General features: G+C 70.5%; 20 protein-coding genes. 12 read left to right on the forward strand and 8 right to left on the reverse strand.

The window, feature by feature from the left end:
* The first annotated feature begins 95 nt into the window (after nt 1–95).
* Genes ACF1AJ_RS07495 through ACF1AJ_RS07505 form a run of 3 tightly spaced genes read left to right on the forward strand, consistent with a single transcriptional unit; the run spans nt 96 to nt 2,769 of the window.
* Entirely contained in the window at nt 96–1,547 is a 1,452-nt protein-coding gene (locus ACF1AJ_RS07495) for a dihydrolipoyl dehydrogenase family protein (RefSeq protein ID WP_391506766.1), read from the forward strand.
* On the forward strand, nt 1,544–1,924 hold the full coding sequence (locus ACF1AJ_RS07500; protein ID WP_018190300.1) for a hypothetical protein: 381 nt from the start codon (nt 1,544–1,546) through the stop codon (nt 1,922–1,924). The genes ACF1AJ_RS07495 and ACF1AJ_RS07500 overlap by 4 nt, the downstream gene beginning before the upstream one ends.
* Nucleotides 1,921–2,769, forward strand: a complete 849-nt coding sequence (locus ACF1AJ_RS07505) for an SDR family NAD(P)-dependent oxidoreductase (protein ID WP_391506767.1) — start codon at nt 1,921–1,923, stop codon at nt 2,767–2,769. Before ACF1AJ_RS07500 ends, ACF1AJ_RS07505 begins: the two co-directional genes overlap by 4 nt.
* Before the next feature lie 105 nt (nt 2,770–2,874).
* On the opposite strand, the gene ACF1AJ_RS07510 is transcribed toward ACF1AJ_RS07505, so the two are convergent.
* Nucleotides 2,875–3,321: an SIP domain-containing protein gene (locus tag ACF1AJ_RS07510; protein WP_391506768.1), complete on the reverse strand. Its 447-nt coding sequence runs from the start codon at nt 3,319–3,321 to the stop codon at nt 2,875–2,877.
* Nucleotides 3,322–3,441: 120 nt separating this feature from the next.
* Between ACF1AJ_RS07510 and ACF1AJ_RS07515 the strand changes: the two genes are divergently transcribed.
* Entirely contained in the window at nt 3,442–4,506 is a 1,065-nt protein-coding gene (locus ACF1AJ_RS07515) for an ATP-dependent DNA ligase (RefSeq protein ID WP_391506769.1), read from the forward strand.
* A gap of 126 nt (nt 4,507–4,632) precedes the next feature.
* On the opposite strand, the gene ligD is transcribed toward ACF1AJ_RS07515, so the two are convergent.
* Nucleotides 4,633–5,652: a non-homologous end-joining DNA ligase gene (gene ligD / locus ACF1AJ_RS07520; protein ID WP_391506770.1), complete on the reverse strand. Its 1,020-nt coding sequence runs from the start codon at nt 5,650–5,652 to the stop codon at nt 4,633–4,635.
* Between the two features lie 154 nt (nt 5,653–5,806).
* Here ligD and ACF1AJ_RS07525 point away from each other — a divergent pair, with 154 nt between their 5' ends.
* From ACF1AJ_RS07525 to ACF1AJ_RS07535, 3 genes are all read left to right on the forward strand, one after another.
* A complete protein-coding gene (locus tag ACF1AJ_RS07525; protein ID WP_309857760.1) occupies nt 5,807–6,484 on the forward strand; it encodes an endonuclease/exonuclease/phosphatase family protein in 678 nt (225 codons plus the stop codon).
* Nucleotides 6,485–6,537: 53 nt separating this feature from the next.
* On the forward strand, nt 6,538–7,080 hold the full coding sequence (locus ACF1AJ_RS07530) for a cysteine hydrolase family protein (protein ID WP_391506771.1): 543 nt from the start codon (nt 6,538–6,540) through the stop codon (nt 7,078–7,080).
* A gap of 71 nt (nt 7,081–7,151) precedes the next feature.
* Nucleotides 7,152–8,609 (forward strand): lipase maturation factor family protein, encoded by a 1,458-nt coding sequence (locus ACF1AJ_RS07535; protein WP_391506772.1) that lies wholly within the window; start codon nt 7,152–7,154, stop codon nt 8,607–8,609.
* On the opposite strand, the gene ACF1AJ_RS07540 is transcribed toward ACF1AJ_RS07535, so the two are convergent.
* Both ACF1AJ_RS07540 and ACF1AJ_RS07545 read right to left on the reverse strand, forming a co-directional pair.
* Entirely contained in the window at nt 8,603–9,229 is a 627-nt protein-coding gene (locus tag ACF1AJ_RS07540) for a hypothetical protein (RefSeq protein ID WP_309857751.1), read from the reverse strand. The two genes, ACF1AJ_RS07535 and ACF1AJ_RS07540, sit on opposite strands and share 7 nt — an antisense overlap.
* Nucleotides 9,230–9,295: 66 nt before the next feature.
* A complete protein-coding gene (locus ACF1AJ_RS07545) occupies nt 9,296–9,685 on the reverse strand; it encodes a hypothetical protein (protein ID WP_391506773.1) in 390 nt (129 codons plus the stop codon).
* 65 nt (nt 9,686–9,750) lie between these two features.
* Here ACF1AJ_RS07545 and ACF1AJ_RS07550 point away from each other — a divergent pair, with 65 nt between their 5' ends.
* A complete protein-coding gene (locus tag ACF1AJ_RS07550) occupies nt 9,751–10,050 on the forward strand; it encodes a DUF1905 domain-containing protein (protein ID WP_018190290.1) in 300 nt (99 codons plus the stop codon).
* A gap of 2 nt (nt 10,051–10,052) precedes the next feature.
* Here the strand turns inward: ACF1AJ_RS07550 and ACF1AJ_RS07555 are convergent, their stop codons facing one another.
* Nucleotides 10,053–10,745, reverse strand: coding sequence for a DUF1345 domain-containing protein (locus ACF1AJ_RS07555; RefSeq protein WP_391506774.1), 693 nt, complete (start codon nt 10,743–10,745; stop codon nt 10,053–10,055).
* A gap of 53 nt (nt 10,746–10,798) precedes the next feature.
* Between ACF1AJ_RS07555 and ACF1AJ_RS07560 the strand changes: the two genes are divergently transcribed.
* The gene (locus ACF1AJ_RS07560) at nt 10,799–11,197 is read left to right on the forward strand and encodes a (deoxy)nucleoside triphosphate pyrophosphohydrolase (RefSeq protein WP_391506775.1); all 399 of its coding nucleotides are present in this window, start codon (nt 10,799–10,801) and stop codon (nt 11,195–11,197) included.
* Nucleotides 11,194–12,225, forward strand: a complete 1,032-nt coding sequence (locus ACF1AJ_RS07565; RefSeq protein WP_391506776.1) for a zinc-dependent alcohol dehydrogenase family protein — start codon at nt 11,194–11,196, stop codon at nt 12,223–12,225. Before ACF1AJ_RS07560 ends, ACF1AJ_RS07565 begins: the two co-directional genes overlap by 4 nt.
* Nucleotides 12,226–12,488: 263 nt before the next feature.
* On the opposite strand, the gene ACF1AJ_RS07570 is transcribed toward ACF1AJ_RS07565, so the two are convergent.
* The gene (locus tag ACF1AJ_RS07570; RefSeq protein ID WP_391506777.1) at nt 12,489–13,280 is read right to left on the reverse strand and encodes a hypothetical protein; all 792 of its coding nucleotides are present in this window, start codon (nt 13,278–13,280) and stop codon (nt 12,489–12,491) included.
* Between the two features lie 158 nt (nt 13,281–13,438).
* Between ACF1AJ_RS07570 and ACF1AJ_RS07575 the strand changes: the two genes are divergently transcribed.
* Together ACF1AJ_RS07575 and ACF1AJ_RS07580 are read left to right on the forward strand one after the other, a co-directional pair.
* Entirely contained in the window at nt 13,439–14,047 is a 609-nt protein-coding gene (locus ACF1AJ_RS07575; protein WP_391506778.1) for a cyanamide hydratase, read from the forward strand.
* Nucleotides 14,044–14,949, forward strand: coding sequence for a 3-methyladenine DNA glycosylase (locus tag ACF1AJ_RS07580; RefSeq protein WP_391506779.1), 906 nt, complete (start codon nt 14,044–14,046; stop codon nt 14,947–14,949). Before ACF1AJ_RS07575 ends, ACF1AJ_RS07580 begins: the two co-directional genes overlap by 4 nt.
* A 22-nt stretch (nt 14,950–14,971) precedes the next feature.
* Here ACF1AJ_RS07580 and ACF1AJ_RS07585 read toward each other — a convergent pair whose 3' ends face one another.
* On the reverse strand, nt 14,972–17,443 hold the full coding sequence (locus ACF1AJ_RS07585; RefSeq protein WP_391506780.1) for a transglycosylase domain-containing protein: 2,472 nt from the start codon (nt 17,441–17,443) through the stop codon (nt 14,972–14,974).
* A 236-nt stretch (nt 17,444–17,679) separates the two neighbouring features.
* Entirely contained in the window at nt 17,680–20,226 is a 2,547-nt protein-coding gene (locus ACF1AJ_RS07590) for an ATP-dependent Clp protease ATP-binding subunit (RefSeq protein ID WP_391506781.1), read from the reverse strand.
* Between the last annotated feature and the right edge of the window lie 34 nt (nt 20,227–20,260).

The following is a 20,260-nucleotide window of genomic DNA, read 5'->3' on the forward strand; positions in this document are numbered from 1 at the left end:
CCGATCCGCGGGCGCGTGACGAACCCCGCAGACGACACGACTCACCGAATCCGACACACCATCGACAGCGGCCGGCACGGCGGCAGGGAGAAGACATGAGCGAGATCAAGGACTACGACGTCATCGTGATGGGTGCGGGAGCCGTGGGCGAGAACGTCGCCGACCGGGCCGCTCAGGGCGGACTGCGGACGGTGATCGTGGAGTCCGAACTCGTCGGAGGAGAGTGCTCCTACTGGGCCTGCATGCCCTCGAAGACGCTGCTGCGGAGCGGGGCGCTGCTGCGCGCGGCCCAGAAGGTCGGAGGGACGCGCGAGGCGGTCACCGGCCCGCTCGACGTGGGCGCCGTGCTGAAGCGACGCGACGACATGACGAGCAACTGGAACGACGACGGCCAGGTCGAGTGGCTGAACGGCGCCGGAATCGACCTGGTGCGCGGCTGGGGTGTCATCACCGCACCGCGGGAGGTCACCGTCACGGCGGAGGACGGCACGGTCACGGTGCTCCGCGCGAAGCACGCGGTCGCCGTCTCCACCGGATCCGCGGCGCTCCTGCCCGACATCCCCGGGCTGCGCGAGAGCGAGCCGTGGTCGAGCCGCGAGGCGACCAGCGCCCAGCGCGTGCCGGTCTCCCTCGCGATCCTGGGCGGCGGCGTCGTCGCCACCGAGATGGCCACGGCCTACGCCGGCTTCGGCACCGAGGTGCACCTGATCGCACGCAGCGGCCTGCTGGGCGGCGACGAGCCCTTCGCCGGCGAGATGGTCGCCGAGTCACTGAAGAAGCTCGGCGCCACCCTGCACCTCGACTCCGGCGTCGAGCACGTCGAGCGGACCGACGACGAGGGCTTCCGCCTGCGCCTCGACGACGGCACGGTGCTCGAGACCGACGAGTTCCTCGTGGCCACCGGCCGCCTCCCCCGCACCTTCGGCATCGGGCTCGACGCGTTCGGCCTGGAGGACGGCGCCTGGCTCGACGTCGACGACAGCATGCGCGTGCTGGGAGCCGACGGCCGGCCCGTCGACGGCGGCTGGCTCTACGGCGTCGGCGACGTCAATCACCGCGCGCTGCTCACCCACCAGGGCAAGTACCAGGCCCGTGCCGCCGGCGACGCCATCGCCGCTCGCGCCAAGGGACACGACGTGTCGCTGGAGCCGTGGGGCGCCTTCGTCGCGACGGCCGACCACGAGGCGGTCCCCCAGGTGACCTTCACCGATCCCGAGGTCGCCTCGGTCGGACTGACGGCGGCGCGCGCAGAGAAGGCGGGCTACCGCATCCGGGTCGTCGACTACGACATCGGCAGTGTGGCCGGCGCTCACGTCGTCGCCGACGGATACGAGGGCAAGGCCCGCATGGTCGTCGACGAGGACCGCACGGTCATCCTGGGCGTGACCTTCGTCGGTCAGGATGTCGGCGAGCTCCTGCACTCGGCCACCGTCGCCATCGTCGGCGAGGTGCCGCTGGACCGTCTGTGGCACGCCGTCCCGTCGTACCCGACGGTCAGCGAGGTGTGGCTGCGGCTGCTCGAGACTTACGGACGACCCGAGAAGTGAGCGGATTCGACCGCACGCCGCTCGGGCGCATCCTGCTCGATTCGCCGGTGAGCCGCGCCGGATACCTCTATGCGACCGCGGTCGGCCTGACGTGGGGGTTCCTCTGGAGCACCGGGCGCATCGAGCGTCGGGCCGGGCTCACGGTGTTCCGCGGCATGCCGAAGGCGACCTTCGGCCGCGGAGGGTCGTGCGTCGGCGGCGTCTACCTCACCGACCACAACGTGAGCGACGACGTGCTGGAGCACGAGGCGATCCACAAACGGCAGTGGCAGCGGTACGGGATGCTGTTCCCGCTGCTCTATTTCGTGGCCGGCCGCGATCCCCTCCGCAACCGATTCGAGATCGAGGCGGGCCTCGAGAAAGGCGGGTACCGATGACGCGCACCATCGTGATCACGGGGGCGAGCTCCGGCATCGGGGCCGTGGCCGCCGAGCAGCTGAAGGCGGGCGGCGACGAGGTCGCGGTCGTCGGCCGCAACCCGGAGCGCACGCGCGCGGTCGCGGAGCGCATCGGAGCGACGCCGTTCCTCGCCGACTTCGAGCGCCTCGACGACGTCCGCGCCCTCGCGGCCGCTCTGCTCGACCGGTACGAGACGATCGATGTGCTCGCCAACAACGCTGGCGGTCTGTATCACGAGCGCGAGCTGACGGTGGACGGGCACGAGCGCACCATCCAGGCCAACCATCTCGCTCCCTTCCTGCTCACCGCGCTGCTGCGCCCGCGGCTCATCGAGACCGCGGCGTCCGGGCGAGATGTTCGTGTCGTCTCCACCGCGAGTCTCGCCAACCGGTTCGGCAACCTGCGCGTGGACGATCTGGACTGGGAGCGGCGCCCCTGGCAGGGCGGCTGGCGCGCGTACGGGACGGCGAAGCTCGCGACCATCCTGTTCGCCGCCGAGATGGCCGAGCGCCTGACCGGGACGGGCGTGAGCGCCTACTCGTTCCATCCCGGAACCATCGCGACCAACTTCGGCAACTCGTCGCCGCTGATCCGCTTCGGCCACCTGGTGACGCGAAGCAGCTTCGGAATCTCGGTCGCGGCCGGCGCCGCTCCCCTGCTGTTCCTGGCCGGGCCGGCCCGGGTCGGTGCGCCGAGCGGCACCTACTTCGACCGCCTGACCGCGAACGGCCGCGTCAATCCGCAGGCCCGCAACGGCCAGCTGGGACGCGACCTGTGGGCCGCGAGCGAGGCGCTGGTGGGGCTGGACGTCCCCGCCGCCTGACTCCCGCCGAGTTGACGCAACACGCCGCGCAATACGGACGCGTCGCGGCGTGTCGCGTCAACCAGCTCACCGGCCTGGGGTGGGCGACACGGCGGACGGCGGAAGTCAGCGGAAGGAGGGGGCGGCGACGGCGTCGGCGGACATGCCGACCGAGTGGATGAGGTGGTCGCGCACCTCGGTCGCGAGCGCGAACCCGCCGGTCACGATCGCGCGCGTTTCGCCCGGACCGTCGCACAGCATCTCGTCGCACCAGGCGCGCACGGCGCGGGCGCCGGCCTCGCCGCGGGCGCACGACAAGCCCGTGCCCGGTCGGCCGCTGCGGTGCGAGCGGACCAGCCAGGTGACCGTCATGCGCATCGGCGTCGCCAGCGGGGTGATCTCCGACGGCTCCCCGACCTCGACGAACACGCGGCCACGCGCGCACAGCGGGAGGAGCGCGAGCTCGGCCTCCAGCTCGGTGAGCGAGGTCTCATCCCCGACGACCAGGAACTGCACGCGGTCGTCGTGGTGCGCGGTCGAGGCGGTGTGGGTGGCGTGATCGGGACGGTACATCTCGCGATCGAGTATAGGCGAGCCTTACCTAAGCACCAACGGCTGTGAGCGCATCCTCAGCGTGCCGGGAGCATGGCCGCATCCCTTCCCGAGGTCGGTGGTTCGCGGCATGATCGGAGCATGCGACCCTCCGCCTCGTCCCCGATCGCCCCGATGCTCGCGAAGGCGGTTCCCGCCGTTCCCGAGCCCGACAGCGTGGCCGGCGGCCTCAGCTACGAGCCGAAATGGGACGGCTTCCGGGCCATCGTCTACGCCGAGGGCGACGGCGCGGTGGAGTCGGTGGAGATCGGCAGCCGTGGCTCGAAGATGCTGACGCGGTACTTTCCCGAACTCGTGGAGGCGTTCCGCAGCATTCTTCCCGGCCCGTGCGTGCTCGACGGCGAGATCGTCGTGCCGACCGGCGACCCCGGGACGCAGCGGCTCGACTGGGAGGCGCTGTCGCAGCGCATCCATCCCGCCGCGAGCCGCGTGAAGCTGCTGTCGGAGCAGACGCCGGCCACGTTCGTCGCGTTCGATCTGCTCGCCATCGGCGATGAGTCGTACGTCGACCGGCCGTTCGCCGACCGGCGGGCGTCGCTCGAGGGATTCGCCGACGAGCTGCCCGCTCCGATCCAGCTGACCCGCACCACGACGGATGTCGAACTCGCTCGCCGTTGGCTGGTCGAGTTCGAGGGCGCCGGGCTGGACGGGGTGGTCGCGAAGCCGCTGAGCGGTCCCTATGCTCCGAACAAGCGCACGATGCTCAAGATCAAGCACCACCGGACGGCCGATGTCGTCGCGCTCGGGTACCGCATCCACACCAGTGGCCGCGGCGTCGGCTCCCTGCTCGTCGGGCTCTTCGACGACGACGGCCAGCTGCGGAACGTGGGCGGTGTCTCGGCGTTCACCGACGCGAAGCGGCTGTCCCTGATCGACGAGCTGGAGCCGCTGGTGGAGCGCGACGAGAGCGGAGCGGCCGTCACCGGCGAGACCGACCGGAGCCGCTTCTCGGGCAGCAAGGACGTGTCGTTCGTGCGGCTGCGGCCCGAGCGCGTTCTGGAGGTGCGGTACGACCAGATGGAAGGGATGCGGTTCCGTCACACGGCGCAATTCGAGCGCTGGCGGCCCGACCGCGAGGCGCGGTCCTGCACCTTCGAGCAGCTGGACCGGCCGATCGCGTACGACCTGGGCGACGTGCTGACCTGAGGGGATGCACCGCTTCCGTCGGTGGAAAGCGCTCACATCTCCGACGCACCGCGGTGCGGATGGAGATTTGCGGCCGAAGGCGGCGGATCTCCGACGGAGGCGGGCGCGCGGCGGCGGACTGACCCGCTACGCCTTCTTGGCGCGGCTCGGCTGCACGCGCGGCGGCTCCCCCGGCATCTTGGGGTAGTCGGGAGGGAACGGCAGCTCGCCGAGGCCGTCCGACAGGTCGCGCTCCCACCACCCGAGCAGCACGTCGATCGTGCCGGGGTCCGCACCGAAGTGCTCCCACGGGTCGCCGACCGTGCGCAGGCGCTCGGGCATGGTCAGCACGGTGAAGTCGCGCGGGTCGACGTGCTCCAGCTCCTCCCAGGTGATCGGGGCCGAGACGGATGCGTGCGGCAGCGCGCGCGGGCTGTACGCGCCGGCCATCGTGCGGTCGCGGTTGGCCTGGTTGAAGTCGACGAAGATGCGCTCGCCGCGCTCCTCCTTCCACCACGCCGTGGTCACGCGGTCCGGCATCCGTCGTTCGAGCTCTCGCGCGGCGGCGATCACGGCGTGCCGGACGTCGAGGAACTCGCGCTGCGCCACGATCGGCGCGAAGACGTGGAGGCCCCGGTTGCCGGAGGTCTTGATGAACGCCGTGAGCCCGGCCTCCTGCAGCACCGTCCGCAGCTCGATGGCGGCGGGCACGGCGTCGGCGAATCCCGTCCCGGGCTGCGGGTCGAGGTCGATGCGCAGCTGGTCGGGGTTGTCCGAGTCCTCGGCGCGCGACGGCCACGGGTGGAACACCACCGTGTTCATCTGCGCGGCCCAGACGGCGGCGGCCGGTTCGTCGATCACGAGCTGTGGATGCGAGCGAGCGCTCGGGTACGTGACCGTGACGGAGCGCACGTAGTCCGGCACCCCGCGCGGCGGGTTCTTGGAGAAGAACTGCTCCCCGTCGATCCCCTCCGGGAACCGCTGCAGCGACACCGGGCGGTCGCCGTTGGCGCGGACGAACGCGTCGCCGACCTCCACGAGGTAGTTCGCGAGATCGAGCTTGGTGATGCCGGCCTCGGGGAAGATCACCCGCTCGGGGCTCGAGATCCGCACCTCCCGGTCGCCGTCGGGACCCGGGACCGTAAGGACTACAGCGCCGCCTGCCATGCGACCACCGTACCGCCCGAACCGCCGGTGTCCGTGATGTGAATTCCTTGTGGGATCACACGTCGTCGCTTGAGCGGTCTCACAAGTGGGACAGAATGGCAGAGCGGGCGCGCATCCGTGCCGCCCGCGAACGAGGTCCTTCGAGAAGAGGTGCATGACCCTGAGGATCGTGAGCTACAACCTCCGCAAGCACGCTGCGAGCGGAGAGTTGACGGGCATCGCAGAGGCGTACGACGTCGACGTCCTGTGCCTGCAGGAATGCGACAGCGACGCGCTGCCCGAGCGTCTGCACCACCTGGTGCTCGCCGACACGACCCGGGCCAACCGGCTGGGGCTCGCCGTCTACGTGCGCGACGACCGCTACGAGATCCTGCACAGCCAGGTCTTCGCCGTCCAGAAGTCGCTGCACGACCGCGTGCTGGCGCCGGCCAACGAGCGCCTGCTGGCCGTGCACCTGCGCGACCGCGACAACGGCGAGGAGATTCTGGTGGGGTCGTTCCACGCCGCACCTCTGACCGCTCTGAACTCGCTGCGGCGCAAGCAGATCGCCGCCGCCCACGATGGGATGCGGTCCCTCGCTCCCGGCACCGCCGCCGTGATGGTCGGCGACTTCAACTACCCCTGGTTCATCCGGGGCCTCGAGCGGCACCTCACGACCTCCGGCTACACGCTGAAGCGCACGACGCAGCCGACCTACCTGCGCTACAAGTTCTTCTCCGGCTACTTCGACTTCGTCACGTCGACCGGCTTCGAGATCGAGCGGGTGGATGTGCTGCCCGCGGGCGCGTCGGACCACCGGCCCATCCGGCTGGACGCCGAGCTCGCGGCCTGACCGGGCGCGAAGGCCTCGCCGCCGCCAGGCCCGTCCGCTGGCAAGATGGTGGCGTGACCGACACTGTGCCCTCCGCCCTGCTCGTCATCGACCTCCAGAACGGCGTCCTGCCCGGCTGCTTCGACGCCGAGGGCGTGCTCTCCCGCGTCCGGCAGCTCGTCGACCGCGCCCGCGCCGCGAGTACCCCGGTGGTCTGGGTGCAGCACGAGGAGGACGGGATGGAAGAGGGCAGCGAGCCCTGGCAGCTCGCCGACGGGCTCGTCCCTGCCGACGGCGAGCCCCGCATCTTGAAGCGCTATCGCGACTCCTTCGCCGACACCGACCTCGACGAGGTCCTGGAGCGGCTCGACGTCGGCCGCCTCGTCGTGACGGGAGCGCAGAGCGACTACTGCGTGCGGACCACGGCGCAGAGCGCGGCGGTGCGCGGCTACGACGTGGTGCTCGTCTCCGACGCCCACACCACCACCGACAGCGAGTGGGACGGCGTGGAGCTCACCGGTGAGCAGATCGTGGCGCACACGAACCGGTACTTCGACGGCCTCCGCTACCCGGGCCAGCTGTTCGGGGTGGCCGAGGCGGCATCCGTGCCCGTCTGACCCGGCGGGGACTCGTCGTCCCGCTGCCCCGGGCGTACGGTGAGGGCGTTTCGACGACTGGGGTGGTGTCGATGGAGTTCCCCGCGTGGCTGACCGCCTGGCTGGCCGGCGACGACTACACGATCGCGCGCGAGATCCTGGAGCGCGGCGTCGCCGCGCTCTACCTCGTCGCGTTCGTGTCGGCGGTGAACCAGTTCCCCGCGCTGCTCGGCGACAACGGTCTGCTGCCCGCCCGGCGTTTCCTGCGGCACCCCTACGCCCGGAAGCAGCCGACGCTGTTCCGCCGGCGCTACTCGGACCGGCTGCTGCGCACGGTCGCCTGGACGGGGGCGGTGCTCTCGGCGCTCATCGTCGCCGGCGTGGTGCAGCTCGCGCCCACGTACGTCTTCGTCCCGGTCTTCCTGATCGTGTGGTTCCTCTACCTCTCGATCGTGAACATCGGTCAGACCTTCTACGGTTTCGGCTGGGAGAGCCTGCTCTGCGAGGCGGGGTTCATCGTCGCCTTCCTCGGCGCGTGGGACACCGCTCCCCCGATCACGATCGTCTTTTTCGTCCGCTGGCTGGTGTTCCGGCTGGAGTTCGGCGCCGGCATGATCAAGATGCGCGGCGACCGGTCGTGGCGTGACCTCACGGCGCTGTACTACCACCACGAGACGCAGCCCATGCCGAACCCGCTCAGCCGCTCCGCGCACCTGCTGCCGAAGTGGTTCCACCGGGTGGAGGTGCTGGGCAACCACTTCGCGCAGCTGATCGTGCCGTGGTTCCTGTTCTTCCCGCAGCCGGTCGCGAGCGTCGCCGCGGCCGTCATGATCCTCACCCAGCTGTGGCTGGTGGTCACCGGCAACTTCGCGTGGCTGAACTGGATCACGATCGTGCTCGCGTTCGCCGGGATCAGCGACCCGGTGTTCTCGTGGCTGTTCGGCGGAGTGGAGGTCGGCGGGATCGGCGCTGCCGACGTCCCGCTCTGGTACGCCGTGGTGGCGGTGGCGGCGACCGTGTTCATGGTGGTCCTGAGCTGGCCGCCGCTGAAGAACCTGTTCTCGCGCCGGCAGCTGATGAACGCGAGCTTCAACCGATGGCACCTGGTGAACGCGTACGGCGCGTTCGGCAGTGTCACCAAGGAGCGCTACGAGGTGGTCGTCGAGGGAACGACCGACGACCCGGGCGACCCGGATGCGCTCTGGCTGGAGTACGCCTTCAAGGGCAAACCCGGCGACGTGCACCGCATCCCGCGACAGTTCGCGCCGTATCACCTGCGGCTCGACTGGCTGATGTGGTTCCTGGCGCTCGGCTCGCGCGACTCGCCCTGGTTCGAGGTGCTCCTGCTGCGCCTGCTCGAGGCGGACCGGCCGACCCTGAAGCTGCTCCGGCACGACCCGTTCGGCGGGGTGCCGCCGCGGGCGATCCGCGCCCGGATGTTCCTGTACCGCTTCAGCACGCACGCCGAGAAGCGGGAGACGGGCGACGTCTGGGTGCGGTCGGAGGTCGGCGACCTGGTGCCGCCGGTGAGCCTGCGCAGCGGTCAGTAGCCGGTGCGCTCCTCCTCCAGCTTGGCGAGATCCCGCCAGATGAGGAGCTTGAGCCGTGCCGGCTTCTCGCGCTCGTAGTCCGCCTTCAGCGCCTCCGCGCCGGAGAACGCGTCGAGTCCCGCCTCGATGGCGCGCCCGACCTCGTCCCACGCATCCTGCCGACCGCGCTCGACGAGGGCGAGCAGCTCCTCCTCCGAGTCGGCCTTCGCCCGCAGCGCCGCCGCGAGCTGGATGGCCGCATCCCGTCGCAGCCGCAGGTTGTCCGCATCCACCCGGCGGTAGTCGTGAGGGTGCTCAGCGTCGCCGCTCAGCTTCTCGGCCGCCTCCAGCTCCTCCTCGATCCGCCCGGCCGCGACGCCCTGCTCGGAGGCGAGCTCGCGCAGCATCGCCGCCGCCTCCATGGCGTGCATCGCCGGGTCGTACGAGTTGCCGTACTGGATCGTGTCGACGACGATGTGGTTCTTGACCGCCATGCGCGTGGCGTATTCCGCGAGCAGCATGCCTTCCTCGACGGACTGCTCGAGGCTCGGCGCCGGCGGCTCGGGCAGGGCGTGCTCGTCGAACGGACGCGTGCGTGTCGTCTTCTCGACACGCCTGCGGAACCACTTCGGCCAGCGCATGGGACTCCTCGAACCCGGCGCCCGTACGACGCCGTCCTCCCATTCTGGCCGATCGGCTCCCGGGATTCAGCGGCCTGTGAAGAACGCGTTCGCGCGACGCGTGAACAGCAGCACGATGATCAGCAGCGACCACAGGATCTGGACGATCCCGCTCGCCACCTGGTTGGTGAACAGCAGCAGGATGACGCCGTTCACGATGTCGACGACCATCACGACCGTGACCACCGCGCGCGCGCCGGGGCTGCCACGCAGCAGTCCGCGCGCCACGACGATCACGATGATGCCGAGCAGGATCGAGATGATGGCCGCCGTCGTGATACCGGCCGCACCGCCGCTCGCCGAACCGGCCACCTGATCGCGCGTGATCAGCAGGATCACCCCGCCGATCACGTTCAGGATGCCGTTGATGTAGGTGAGGACGGCCACGAACGTGACCGACCCGGGACGTACCGCCATGCCGACCCCTCCACTCCGCCGCGGTGCTCTTCTCGCCCGGGCGCTTCACCGGTAGCTTGGCGGATATGGCCGGTTATCGCTACGAGTTCGAGGCGGAGTTGTTCCGCTGGGCCTCCCGCCGGGAGCTGTGGGTCTTCGCGCAGCTGCCCGAGGAGGTGTCGGAGGAGATCCGGCTGCAGCCGCATCCACCCGCCGGGTTCGACTCCGTCAAGGTGTCGGTGACGCTGGGCGGCTCGCGCTGGTCGACGTCGATCTTTCCGCAGGCGGATGGCACGTACGTCGTGCCGATCAAGAGCGCCGTGCGGCGGGCCGAGGGCGTCGAGCTCGGCGACCGGGTGCGGATCGGCGTCGAGACGCTGCTGTAGCGCTACCGCGTGCCCGACATGATCGTGTTCAGGGCGAGAACGATGATCAGCCCGTTGAAGAAGTAGCTCAGCACGGAGTGCCAGACGATGGTCCAGCGCATCCGGGTGCTCAACACCTCGACGTCGGATGCCGCGAACGTGGTGCCGAGGGTGAAGGCGAAGTAGACGAAGTCGACGAACCGCGGAACGGGCGCCGGTGCGCCGTCCGGGTGCGGGAACCGCAGCATCGGCTCCGCGGCGGCGAAGTACCGCTGGTAGTAGATCTGCGAGAAGCCCCAGTGCAGGAACCCCCAGGCGAGCAGCATCGACCAGACGCCGACGAAGTCGGTGACCGACCCGATCTGCGGATCGTTGTGGAGGGCGAGCACCTGGATCGCGGCGGCCAGGCCGATGAGGCTGGAGAGGATGGTCGCGGTCATCGACACGGTCCGGGCGAGACGTCCGGTCTCCCAGCGGGCCGGGCGACCGCCGGGAGGGGCGGGGCGTCGCGAGACGCGACCCAGCACGATCAGCACGACGATGAGGTAGATCGTCCCGATCCCGCACCAGATCGCGAGCAACTCGAGCGTGGTGGCGTCGTCTTCGGCGAGCACGACGAGCCAGACGCCCACGACGATCATGGCCAGCTGGGCCAGGAGGCTGGCGGCCAGGCCGAGGACGACCCACGGCCGCCGCACGGGCGCGCTCTGCGACATACCTGGATGCTAGCGGTGCCATCCTCTATCGCTGCGCAGGGCAGGATGGAGTGGTGCAGCCCCTCGTCGTCGTCGCGGCCGTCGTCCGCGACGGTGACCGTGTTCTGGCCTGCCGTCGGGCGCCCGAGAAGGATGCCGCCGGACGCTGGGAGTTCCCGGGCGGCAAGGTCGAGAGCGGAGAGTCGCCGGAGGCCGCGCTCGCACGCGAGATCGCGGAGGAACTCGGGGTGCGCATCCACGTCGGTGCGCTGCTCGACCGCACGGTGACCGCGCGCGCAGGCGGCCGCGCGATCGACCTCGCCTGCTTCGACTGCCGGCTCGACGGGGACGCACCGGTCGCGAGCACCGATCACGATGAGCTGCGCTGGATGCCCGTCGAGCGTCTCGGCGAGCTCGACTGGGCGGAGGCGGACCTCGTCGCCGTCGCCGTACTGACCCGGGAGGTCACGTGAAAGCCCTGTACTACGAGCGTTTCGGCGGACCAGTGGAGGTCGCGGAGGTCGCCGACCCGGCCGTCCCGGAGGGCGGCGCCGTCATCCGCGTCGAGGCCTCGGGCCTCTGCCGCAGCGACTGGCACGCGTGGGCGGGCCACGACGACTCGGTCGCCCTCCCTCACGTCCCCGGTCACGAGTTCGCGGGTGTCGTCGAGGCGGTCGGCGCCGGAGTCTCGCACTGGCGGCCGGGCGACCGCGTCACCGCTCCCTTCGTCAACGGTTGCGGCGAGTGCGAGTGGTGCCGCGCCGGTCAGGCGCAGGTGTGCCCGCAGCAGACGCAGCCCGGTTTCACCCACTGGGGATCGCACGCCGAGCTCGTCGCCGTGCGCGCCGCGGACACGAACCTGGTGCGCGTGCCGGACGGCCTCTCCGCCGACGCCGCCGCGAGCCTGGGCTGCCGGTTCGCGACGGCGTACCGAGCGGTGACGGCTCGGGCGCGCATCCAGCCCGGGGAGTGGCTCGCGGTCTACGGCGCGGGCGGCGTCGGCCTGAGCGCGGTGATGGTCGCCGCGGCGCTCGGCGCGCGGGTGGTGGCCGTTGACCGCTCCCCCGCCGCACTGGATCTGGCCGCGCGTCTCGGAGCGGAGCACACGGTCGTCGCCGCCGCGGACACCGCTGACCGGGTGCGCGACCTCACCGACGGAGGGGCTCACGCCACGATCGACGCGGTCGGCTCCCCCGACACCGCGACGACCGCCGTGCGTTCGCTGCGCCGGCTCGGCCGTCATGTGCAGGTCGGGCTGCTGGCCGCCGCCGTGCCCGAGCTCCCGCTGGACCGGGTCATCGGATGGGAGCTCGAGATCCTCGGCAGCCACGGCATGGCGGCCGCCGCCTACCCGGAGATGCTCGACCTGGTGGCCGCGGGGCGTCTGACCCCACAGCAGCTGGTCGGCGGTGCCGTCGGCTTCGCCGAGGCCGCGCACCTGCTCGAGACGGCGGACACCGCGCCGCCGACGGGCATCGCGGTGCTGCACCCCGCGGGCTGAGCGGCGGCGGCCCGCACCAAACGGAGGAACCGTGCGGCCTCCCGCCGCCTGCCTCCTCCTTTCCCACGGCCGCCCGGCGTGTCCCGCGGGATCTCCTCCGTTTCCCACCACCCGCGGCCGCCGTCCCCTGCGCCGTCCCCGCCTCCCGAACCGGTCCGCCGCGCGGACGGAAACGGAGGCGATCCGGCCTCTCCCCGACTGTTCAGGCGGGAAACGGAGGTGCTGGGAAGTCGAAGGATGCGGCATCCCCTCCGTCTGTGCGGTCAGGCAGGCGGCGCTGTGGCACCGTGAGCGTCCGACGCGTCGACGTCCAAGGTCTCAGCGGCAGGGTCGCTGCCGACAGGCGGCGCCCACTCCTGGCCGCGGGCGGCCCCACCCTGAGCCGCTGCGACGGGTGCCAGATACGCGCTCGCCGCACCGACGTCCTGCCCGCGCACGAACACCCCCGTCGACGGCGGCGTCGGCTTCTTCGGCTCGAACGCGAAGACGATGACGGGGATCAGGAACAGCACGGCCGTGACCAGCGTTGCCGCACCTGCGATTCGCCACCACACATCGGGCCACTGCGCCTCGGGAAGCGCGGGCGGCAACGCCAGGAGCACCGCGATGACCCAGATGAAGACGAGCGCCATCGCGGCGAACACCTTCGTGGCCTGCGACGTGGCGTGGGCGACGAACCGCCGACCGTACGTCTGGGTGACGATCAGGGCTGCGCGCAGCAGGACCACGATCCACACGAACAAGGAGAGCTGCACAGACCAGACCACCCCGCTCCCGGTGTCCTCCGGCTGGAAGAAACCGCCCCAGGTCTTCAGCAGGCCCACGAGCACGAGGACCGCGTTGATGCCGGTCGACACGGGCAGATACCAGCGGTTGGGGCCGTGGGCCATCCCTGCGTCGAGCACGACGGCACCGGCGAACGCGGCAGCGAGCAGCAGCGTCAGCCAGGCACGACCCGCGATCTCGGCCTGATCGCCGAGGATGATGAAGATCGACCCGAGCACGGCGGCGGCGACGAGAACGCCGATCGCCAACCAGAGCGACAACGTTCGCATGCGCGGTCCCCGTGTCGTGATTTCGTGTTCCATGGCTCTACCGCTTTCCGTGACTCGTCTGCACACATGAAAAGTTCTGTACACACGTACCGACGGCGGAAGTGGGCGATCGTGACGCCGCTGGCCCACATCCCCCTCCCATCCGGCAGGATGAGCACATGCGCATCGACGACTTCCCTCGCCCCGACACCGCCGCGTCACGCGCCGCCCTCGAGATCGCGACCGCGTACCACACGCCCTCGCTGCTCAACCACGTCCAGCGGTCGTGGCTGTGGGCGGAGGCGTTCGCCACCGTGCGCGGGTTCGAGCCCGACCACGAGCTGCTCTACGTGTCGGCGCTGCTCCACGACCTCGGCATCGCGCCCGAGTTCGACAACAACACGCTCGCCTACGAGGATGCGGCCGGTCACGTCGCCATCGCTCTCACCGCGGGCGCGGGATGGCCGGCCGACCGCCGCGTGCGCGCCCACGAGGTCATCGTGCGGCACAACTGGCCGGAGGTCGACCCGGCGATGGATGTCGAGGGGCACCTGCTCGAGATCGCGACCGCCCTCGACATCTCCGGGGCGCGCGACGGTGAGCTTCCGAAGGAGTTCCTCCGCGAGGTGGTGACAGCCTACCCGCGGCTGGAGCTGGCCGCGGAGTTCGGTTCGTGCGTCTCCGACCAGGCCGAGCGCAAGCCGGACACGTCTGCCCGCCGGCTCGTCGACGGCGGGGTGCAGCGGAAGCTCCGCGACAACCCGCTGGAACGTATCCTCGAAGGGTGACCCTCTCCCTCGCCGAGCGCCCGACGCTGCCGCCCACCCGGCTGGCGGAGTCGGAGTGGCGGTCGCGCGAGCAGGCGCACATCGAGCGCGCCGACGCGCTGACCGCCGCGCACCGCGAACGGGCGGCCCGCGGCGAGAAGCACCCGGTGTGGGACTTCCTGTTCACCTACTACTCCTACGCGCCGGCGCAGTTGCGCCGCTGGCATCCGGGGCCCGGCGTCGAGCTGGAGGGAGCGGATCAGGACCCGCGTGCGGGGTGGCGCTGGTACGCACCAGGGTCGACACCGGGTTCGCTCGTCGTCGACCGTGCCGCCCTGGAGCACGAGAAGGCGTCGCTTCTGCGAATCGTCGAGCGCATCCTCCGTTCGACGGCCGCGCGGCCGGGACGGTTCGGCTGCTTCGGTCTGCACGAGTGGGCGATGGTCTACCGGCAGGACGAGCACCGGCATCCCGTGCCGCTGCGTCTCGGTCAGGATGCGACGGATGCGGTGGTCGAGTCGCACGAGCTGCGGTGCACCCACATCGACGCGTTCCGCTTCTTCACCCCGGACGCGGTGCCGCTCAACCGGTTCGCCCCGACCCGCGAGACGCAGCCGGAGCTGGAGCAGCCGGGCTGCCTGCACGCCGGGATGGACGTCTACAAGTGGGCGATGAAGCTCGGCCCGCTGGTGCCCGGTGAGCTGCTGCTCGATGCGTTCGAGCTGGCCCGCGACATCCGGCTTCTCGACATGCAGGCCTCGCCGTACGACATGCGAGCGTGGGGCGCCGAGCCCGTCGCCATCGAGACGCCCGAGGGGAAGGCCGAATACGTGCGCCGGCAGCGCGCGTTCGCCGAGCGCTCGAATGCGCTGCGAGGCCGCATCCTGACCGCGTGGCTCGGCGAGGAGAGCCTGCGCGCCTGACGCCGGGCGCGGGTCGCCCGGCTCAGCCGCTCTTCTTACCCGGCGACGTGGGCGTCGGCGAGCTGCCGCCCGGTGTGGGGGTGCCCGTCGCGGCACCGCCCTGCCCGTTGCTGATCGTGAGCGTCACCGAGTCGCCGTCCTCGAGCGACGCACCGGCAGCGGGGTCGCTCGACGCGACGGTCCCGGCCGGCTGGTCGCTGGGTACGGGCGCGGAGTCGACGGTCACATCCAGACCCAGGCCCTCGAGCAGCTTCTGCGCGACGTCCGGCGCCTTGCCCGTCACATCCGGCATCGTGATCTGGTCGCCGTACAGCACGGCGTCCGTCGGCTCGGTGAAGTCGCCGCCGCCGTACGCCGCGTTCAGGGCCTTGAGGATGGGCTTGGCGATCGAGAACTTCACATTCCCGCCGCCCACGCCGTTGAAGTACAGGGAGCGGAGGGGTGTCGAGCCCGAGACGTTCCCGACCCACGTGGCCGTCGCGACCTTGGTGGTGGATGTGATGAGCCAGTTCTCGAGCGAGTCGTCCGTCGTTCCGGTCTTGGCCATGATCGGGATATCGTCGTACGGGTTGGCGCTCGCCGCCGTCCCTCCGCCTCTGATGACGCCCTCCAGCGCGTAGGTCACGCCCGCCGCGATCTCCGGTTTGAGGCCCTGCGTGCAGGTGGTCTTGCTGACCTTGTGGTCGCTGCCGTCGGCGTTCACCACGCGGTCGATCGCCACGGGCGTGCAGACCACGCCGTTGTTGGCGATGCCCGCGTAGGCGGTGGCCATCGTCAGCGGCGAAATGTAGTTCGTCCCGAGGATCATCGACGGCGTCTGCACCCACGGGTTGCTCTTCGAGGCGGGATGCACGCCGAGCCCCTTCGCCGCGTTCACGATCGAGCACAGGTCGACCTTCGTGCCCATCTCGGCGAAGGCGGTGTTGACCGACTCGGCGGTCGCGGCCATCACCGAGAGCCGGCTGGCCGATCCCTCGTCGTTGGTGACCGGCCAGTCCGGGCCGTCGATGTTCGCGCAGGTGTTGGTGAAATCGGAGGTCGGGAAGACGTGCTGCGAGGCGTTCACCGTCTCGTAGAGGCTGTGACCGGCCTCCAGCCATGCTGCGAGGTCGAAGGCCTTGAAGGTCGACCCGGTCTGGAAGCCCTGCGACCCGCCGTAGTCCTCGTCGGTGTTGTAGTTCACGGCCGTCGTGCCGTCGATGGGTGTGTCTGTGTTGTTGAAGCTGCGGTTCTGCACCATGGTCACGATGCGGCCGGTGCCCAGCTCCAGCGCCACGTTGCTCGCACCCAGGTCGATGCCCGGACGGGAGCCGGGGATGTACTTGCTGAGGGAGGCCTGCGCCACCTGCTGCAGGTCAAGGTTGAGGGTGGTGTAGATCTTGAGGCCGCCGCGGTTGAGAGTCTGCCAGCGGTCGTCGGCGGTCGCGCCGTACGCCGGGTCGGTGAGGATCACGTCGCGCACGTAGTCGCAGAAGAACGCGGCGTTGTACTGCTGCGCGGCCGCGCATCCCTGGGTCGTCGGTGTGATGGCCGGCTGGATGGGCGTAGCCTTCGCCGCGTCGCGCTGCTGCTTGGTGATGGTGTGCGTGATGTACATGCGGTCAAGTACGTAGTCGCGCCGCTCCTTGGTGAGCTTATAGCCGTTGGCGGCGCCGTTCTCCTTGTTGTCCGGCTGGTCGATGCGCAGGTTGGCCGGGTTGTTCAGGATGGCGGCGAGCGTGGCCGCCTGGGTCAGATCCAGCTTCGCGGCGGTGGTGTTGAAGTAGTACTGGGCGGCGGCCTGCACGCCGTACACCTGGCCGCCGAAGCCGACGACGTTGAGGTAGCCGGTGAGGATGTCCTTCTTGCTGTAGGTCTTCTCCACCTCGACCGCGTAGCGCATCTCCTGCACCTTGCGCTGGAGGGTCACTCCGGCGGCGTCGGCGTAGCAGGCCTGCACCTTCTTCTGGCTGGTGAGCGCCTCGCACTTCTCCACTTCGACGTTCTTCACGTACTGCTGCGTGATCGACGACCCGCCCTGCACGTCACCGCCCGCGACCGTGGAGACGGCGCCGCGCAGGGTTCCCCAGATGTCGACGGCCCCCTCGGTGTAAAAGCGGGGGTCCTCGGCGGAGACGGTCGCATCCTTCACGGTCTGGGCGATCTGGTCCCAGGTGACGTCCTGCCGGTTCTGGGCGTAAAAGGTGGCGATCGGCACGTCCTGACCGCCCTGCTTCGCGTACACCGTCGAGTTCTGGGCGAACTGCTGGATGTGGAGGTTCGCCGGCAGCGCGTTGAAGTCGCTGACCCCGGCCGCTGCCGTCACGCCAACTCCCAGGAAACCGGGCAGCAGGAAGAGCGAGCTGAGCACAGCGGCGACCAGCGCGAGGCCGAGGAACTGCGCGATGAGCCCGCCGCGGGTGCGCGCGGGCTTCAGCTCGAAACTCTTGACGGGCTCCAGCCGCTCGTCGATGGCGGCCAGGCGGGGATTGCGGGGTCGATCGGAGGCGGGCACGCCTTCCAACAAACCAGGCGACCCTGGACGAGTCCAGGGGTTCGGGTGTGCGTCCCTTTGGAGACGTTCAGGATGCGCACATCCCGCCCCGTCCGATCCGCATGCGGTTGACGCAACACGCCGTCGCGCGCGCCGCCGCGACGGCGTGTTGCGTCAACTGGATGGATCCGCCCGACGCACGAAGCGCCGGCCCTGGGAACAGGACCGGCGCTTCGGTGAGGGAGGTGCGGGCCGGGTTACGCCGCGATCGGGAAGGCCGCAGGAGCCGCGGCGACCCGGAGGTCGCCGGCCTCGGCGTCCACGATCACGCGGCCGCCCTCGGAGAGCTCGCCGCTGACCATGAGTTCGGCGATGCGGTCGTCGACCTCGCGCTGGATGACGCGGCGGAGCGGGCGGGCACCGTACTCCGGCTCGTAGCCGGCGTCGGCGATCCAGGCGACCGCCGCATCCGTCGCCTCGAAGGCGATGTCGCGGGCGGACAGCCGGGAGGCCGTCGCGGTGAGCAGCAGGCGGACGATGTCGCGGAGCTGCTCGGCATCCAGCTTCCGGAACAGCACGATCTCGTCGATGCGGTTCAGGAACTCGGGGCGCATGGCCTCGCGCAGCTTGCCCATGACCCGGTCGCGGATGTCCTTCTCCGAGGAGAAGCCGTCCGAACCGACCGGGACGAAGCCGAGCGCGCCGCTCCGCGACGCCAGGAACTCCGAGCCCAGGTTGGAGGTCATGATGACGACCGTGTTGCGGAAGTCGACCGTCCGGCCCTGGCCGTCGGTGAGGCGGCCGTCGTCGAGCACCTGCAGCAGCAGGTTGAACACGTCCGGGTGGGCCTTCTCGATCTCGTCGAACAGCACCACCGAGTACGGGTTGCGGCGCACGCGCTCGGTCAGCTGACCGGCCTCGTCGTAGCCGACGTACCCGGGAGGGGCGCCGACCAGTCGCGCGACCGTGTGGCGCTCGCCGAACTCGCTCATGTCGAAGCGCAGCATCGCCTTCTCGTCGCCGAACAGCGACGATGCGAGCGACTTGGCCAGCTCCGTCTTGCCCACACCCGTCGGGCCGAGGAAGAGGAAGCTGCCGACCGGGCGGCGCTCGTCACCGAGGCCGGTGCGGTTGCGGCGGACGGCCTTCGCGACCGCGACGACCGCGTCGTCCTGACCGATCACGCGCTGGTGCAGCTCCGACTCGAGGCGCGCGAGGCGCTCGCGGTCGGCCTCGCCGATGCGCGACACCGGGATGCCGGTCGACCGGGACACGATGGCCGCGATCTCGGGCTCGCCGACGACGGCCTCGACCCGCGGGGCGGAACCGAGCTCGTCCAGCGAACGCTGCACGGCCTCGATCTCGTCACGCAGACGCGACGCCTCCTCGTAGTGCTCGGCCGCGACGGCGGAGTTCTTCTCGGACTCCAGCGTGGCCAGGCGCTCCATCAGAGCGGAGGTGTCGACGCGCTTGCCCAGCGACAGGCGCAGACGCGCTCCGGCCTGGTCGATCAGATCGATCGCCTTGTCGGGCAGGAAGCGGTCGGAGATATACCGGTCGGAGAGCTCGACGGCGGCGCGGATCGCGTCGGCCGTGTAGGTCACACCGTGGTGCTCCTCGTACGCGCCACGGAGGCCGTCGAGGATGAGGACCGCGTCCTCCACCGACGGCTCGCCGACGGTCACCGGCTGGAAGCGGCGCTCGAGTGCCGGGTCCTTCTCGATGCGGCGGTACTCCTTGAGCGTCGTCGCGCCGACCAGGTGCAGGTCGCCGCGGGCCAGGCGGGGCTTCAGGATGTTGCCCGCGTCCATCCCGCCGGACTCGCCGGACCCTCCGGCGCCAACCACGGTGTGCAGCTCGTCGATGAACACGATCAGCTCATCCTTGCCGTCGCTGATCTCGTCCATGAGCTTGGTGAGCCGCTCTTCGAAGTCGCCGCGGTACCGGGTCCCTGCGACCATTCCGGCGAGGTCGAGGGAGACGACCTTCTTGTCCTGCAGCTGCTCGGGCACGTCGCCGGAGACGATCGCGCGGGCGAGGCCCTCGACGATCGCGGTCTTGCCGACGCCGGCCTCACCGACCAGCACCGGGTTGTTCTTGGTGCGGCGGGAGAGGATCTCGACGGTCTGCTCGATCTCGTCCAGGCGTCCGATCACCGGGTCGAGCTTGCCGTCGCGGGCGAGCGCCGTCAGGTCGGTGCCGAACTGGTCGAGCATCGGGGTCTGCGAGTCGTCCTGCGCAGCGTCCGGGTCGCCGGGCTGACCGGCGCCGACGGTGGTGCTCTGACGCATCGCCTCGGTGAGGGCCTCCGGCGTGACGCCGGCGGCCTGCAGCACGCGGCCGGCCGGGGCGTCCCGCCCGATCACGAGCGCGAAGAAGACGTGCTCGGGGTCGATGTAGGTCGAGCCGGAGGCCTGAGCCACCTGGTACGCGTGGAAGAGGGCGCGCTGGAGCGGCCCGGTGATGGATGCGCCGTCCGCCTGGATCATGTCGCCCGGGGCGGGCAGGCGCGACTCGGCGGCTTCGGCGACACGGGAGGGGTCGACGCCGATGCGGCGCATGGCGTCGGCGGCCGGCTCCTGCTCGGCCATCACGCGCAGCACGTGCAGCGCGTCGAGCTCGCTGTGGCCGTGCTGAAGCGCGAACCGTCCGGCCTCCGCCAGGATCTCCTGGGTGCGCCGGCTGAGGAAGCGGCTGATGTCGATGGAGCGTGCGTTGCGCGCACGCTCACCCGCGAGGTACCGGGCGAGGAACTCGTCGAACGAGTTGGCGCCGTCACCGTCGGGAGTGAAGTTCTCAGGCACGTGTTCTCCTGTTTCTGAAAGTTGAGCCTTGTGC

It is taken from the genome of Leifsonia sp. NPDC014704, assembly GCF_043083605.1.
GTDB lineage: Bacteria > Actinomycetota > Actinomycetes > Actinomycetales > Microbacteriaceae > Leifsonia.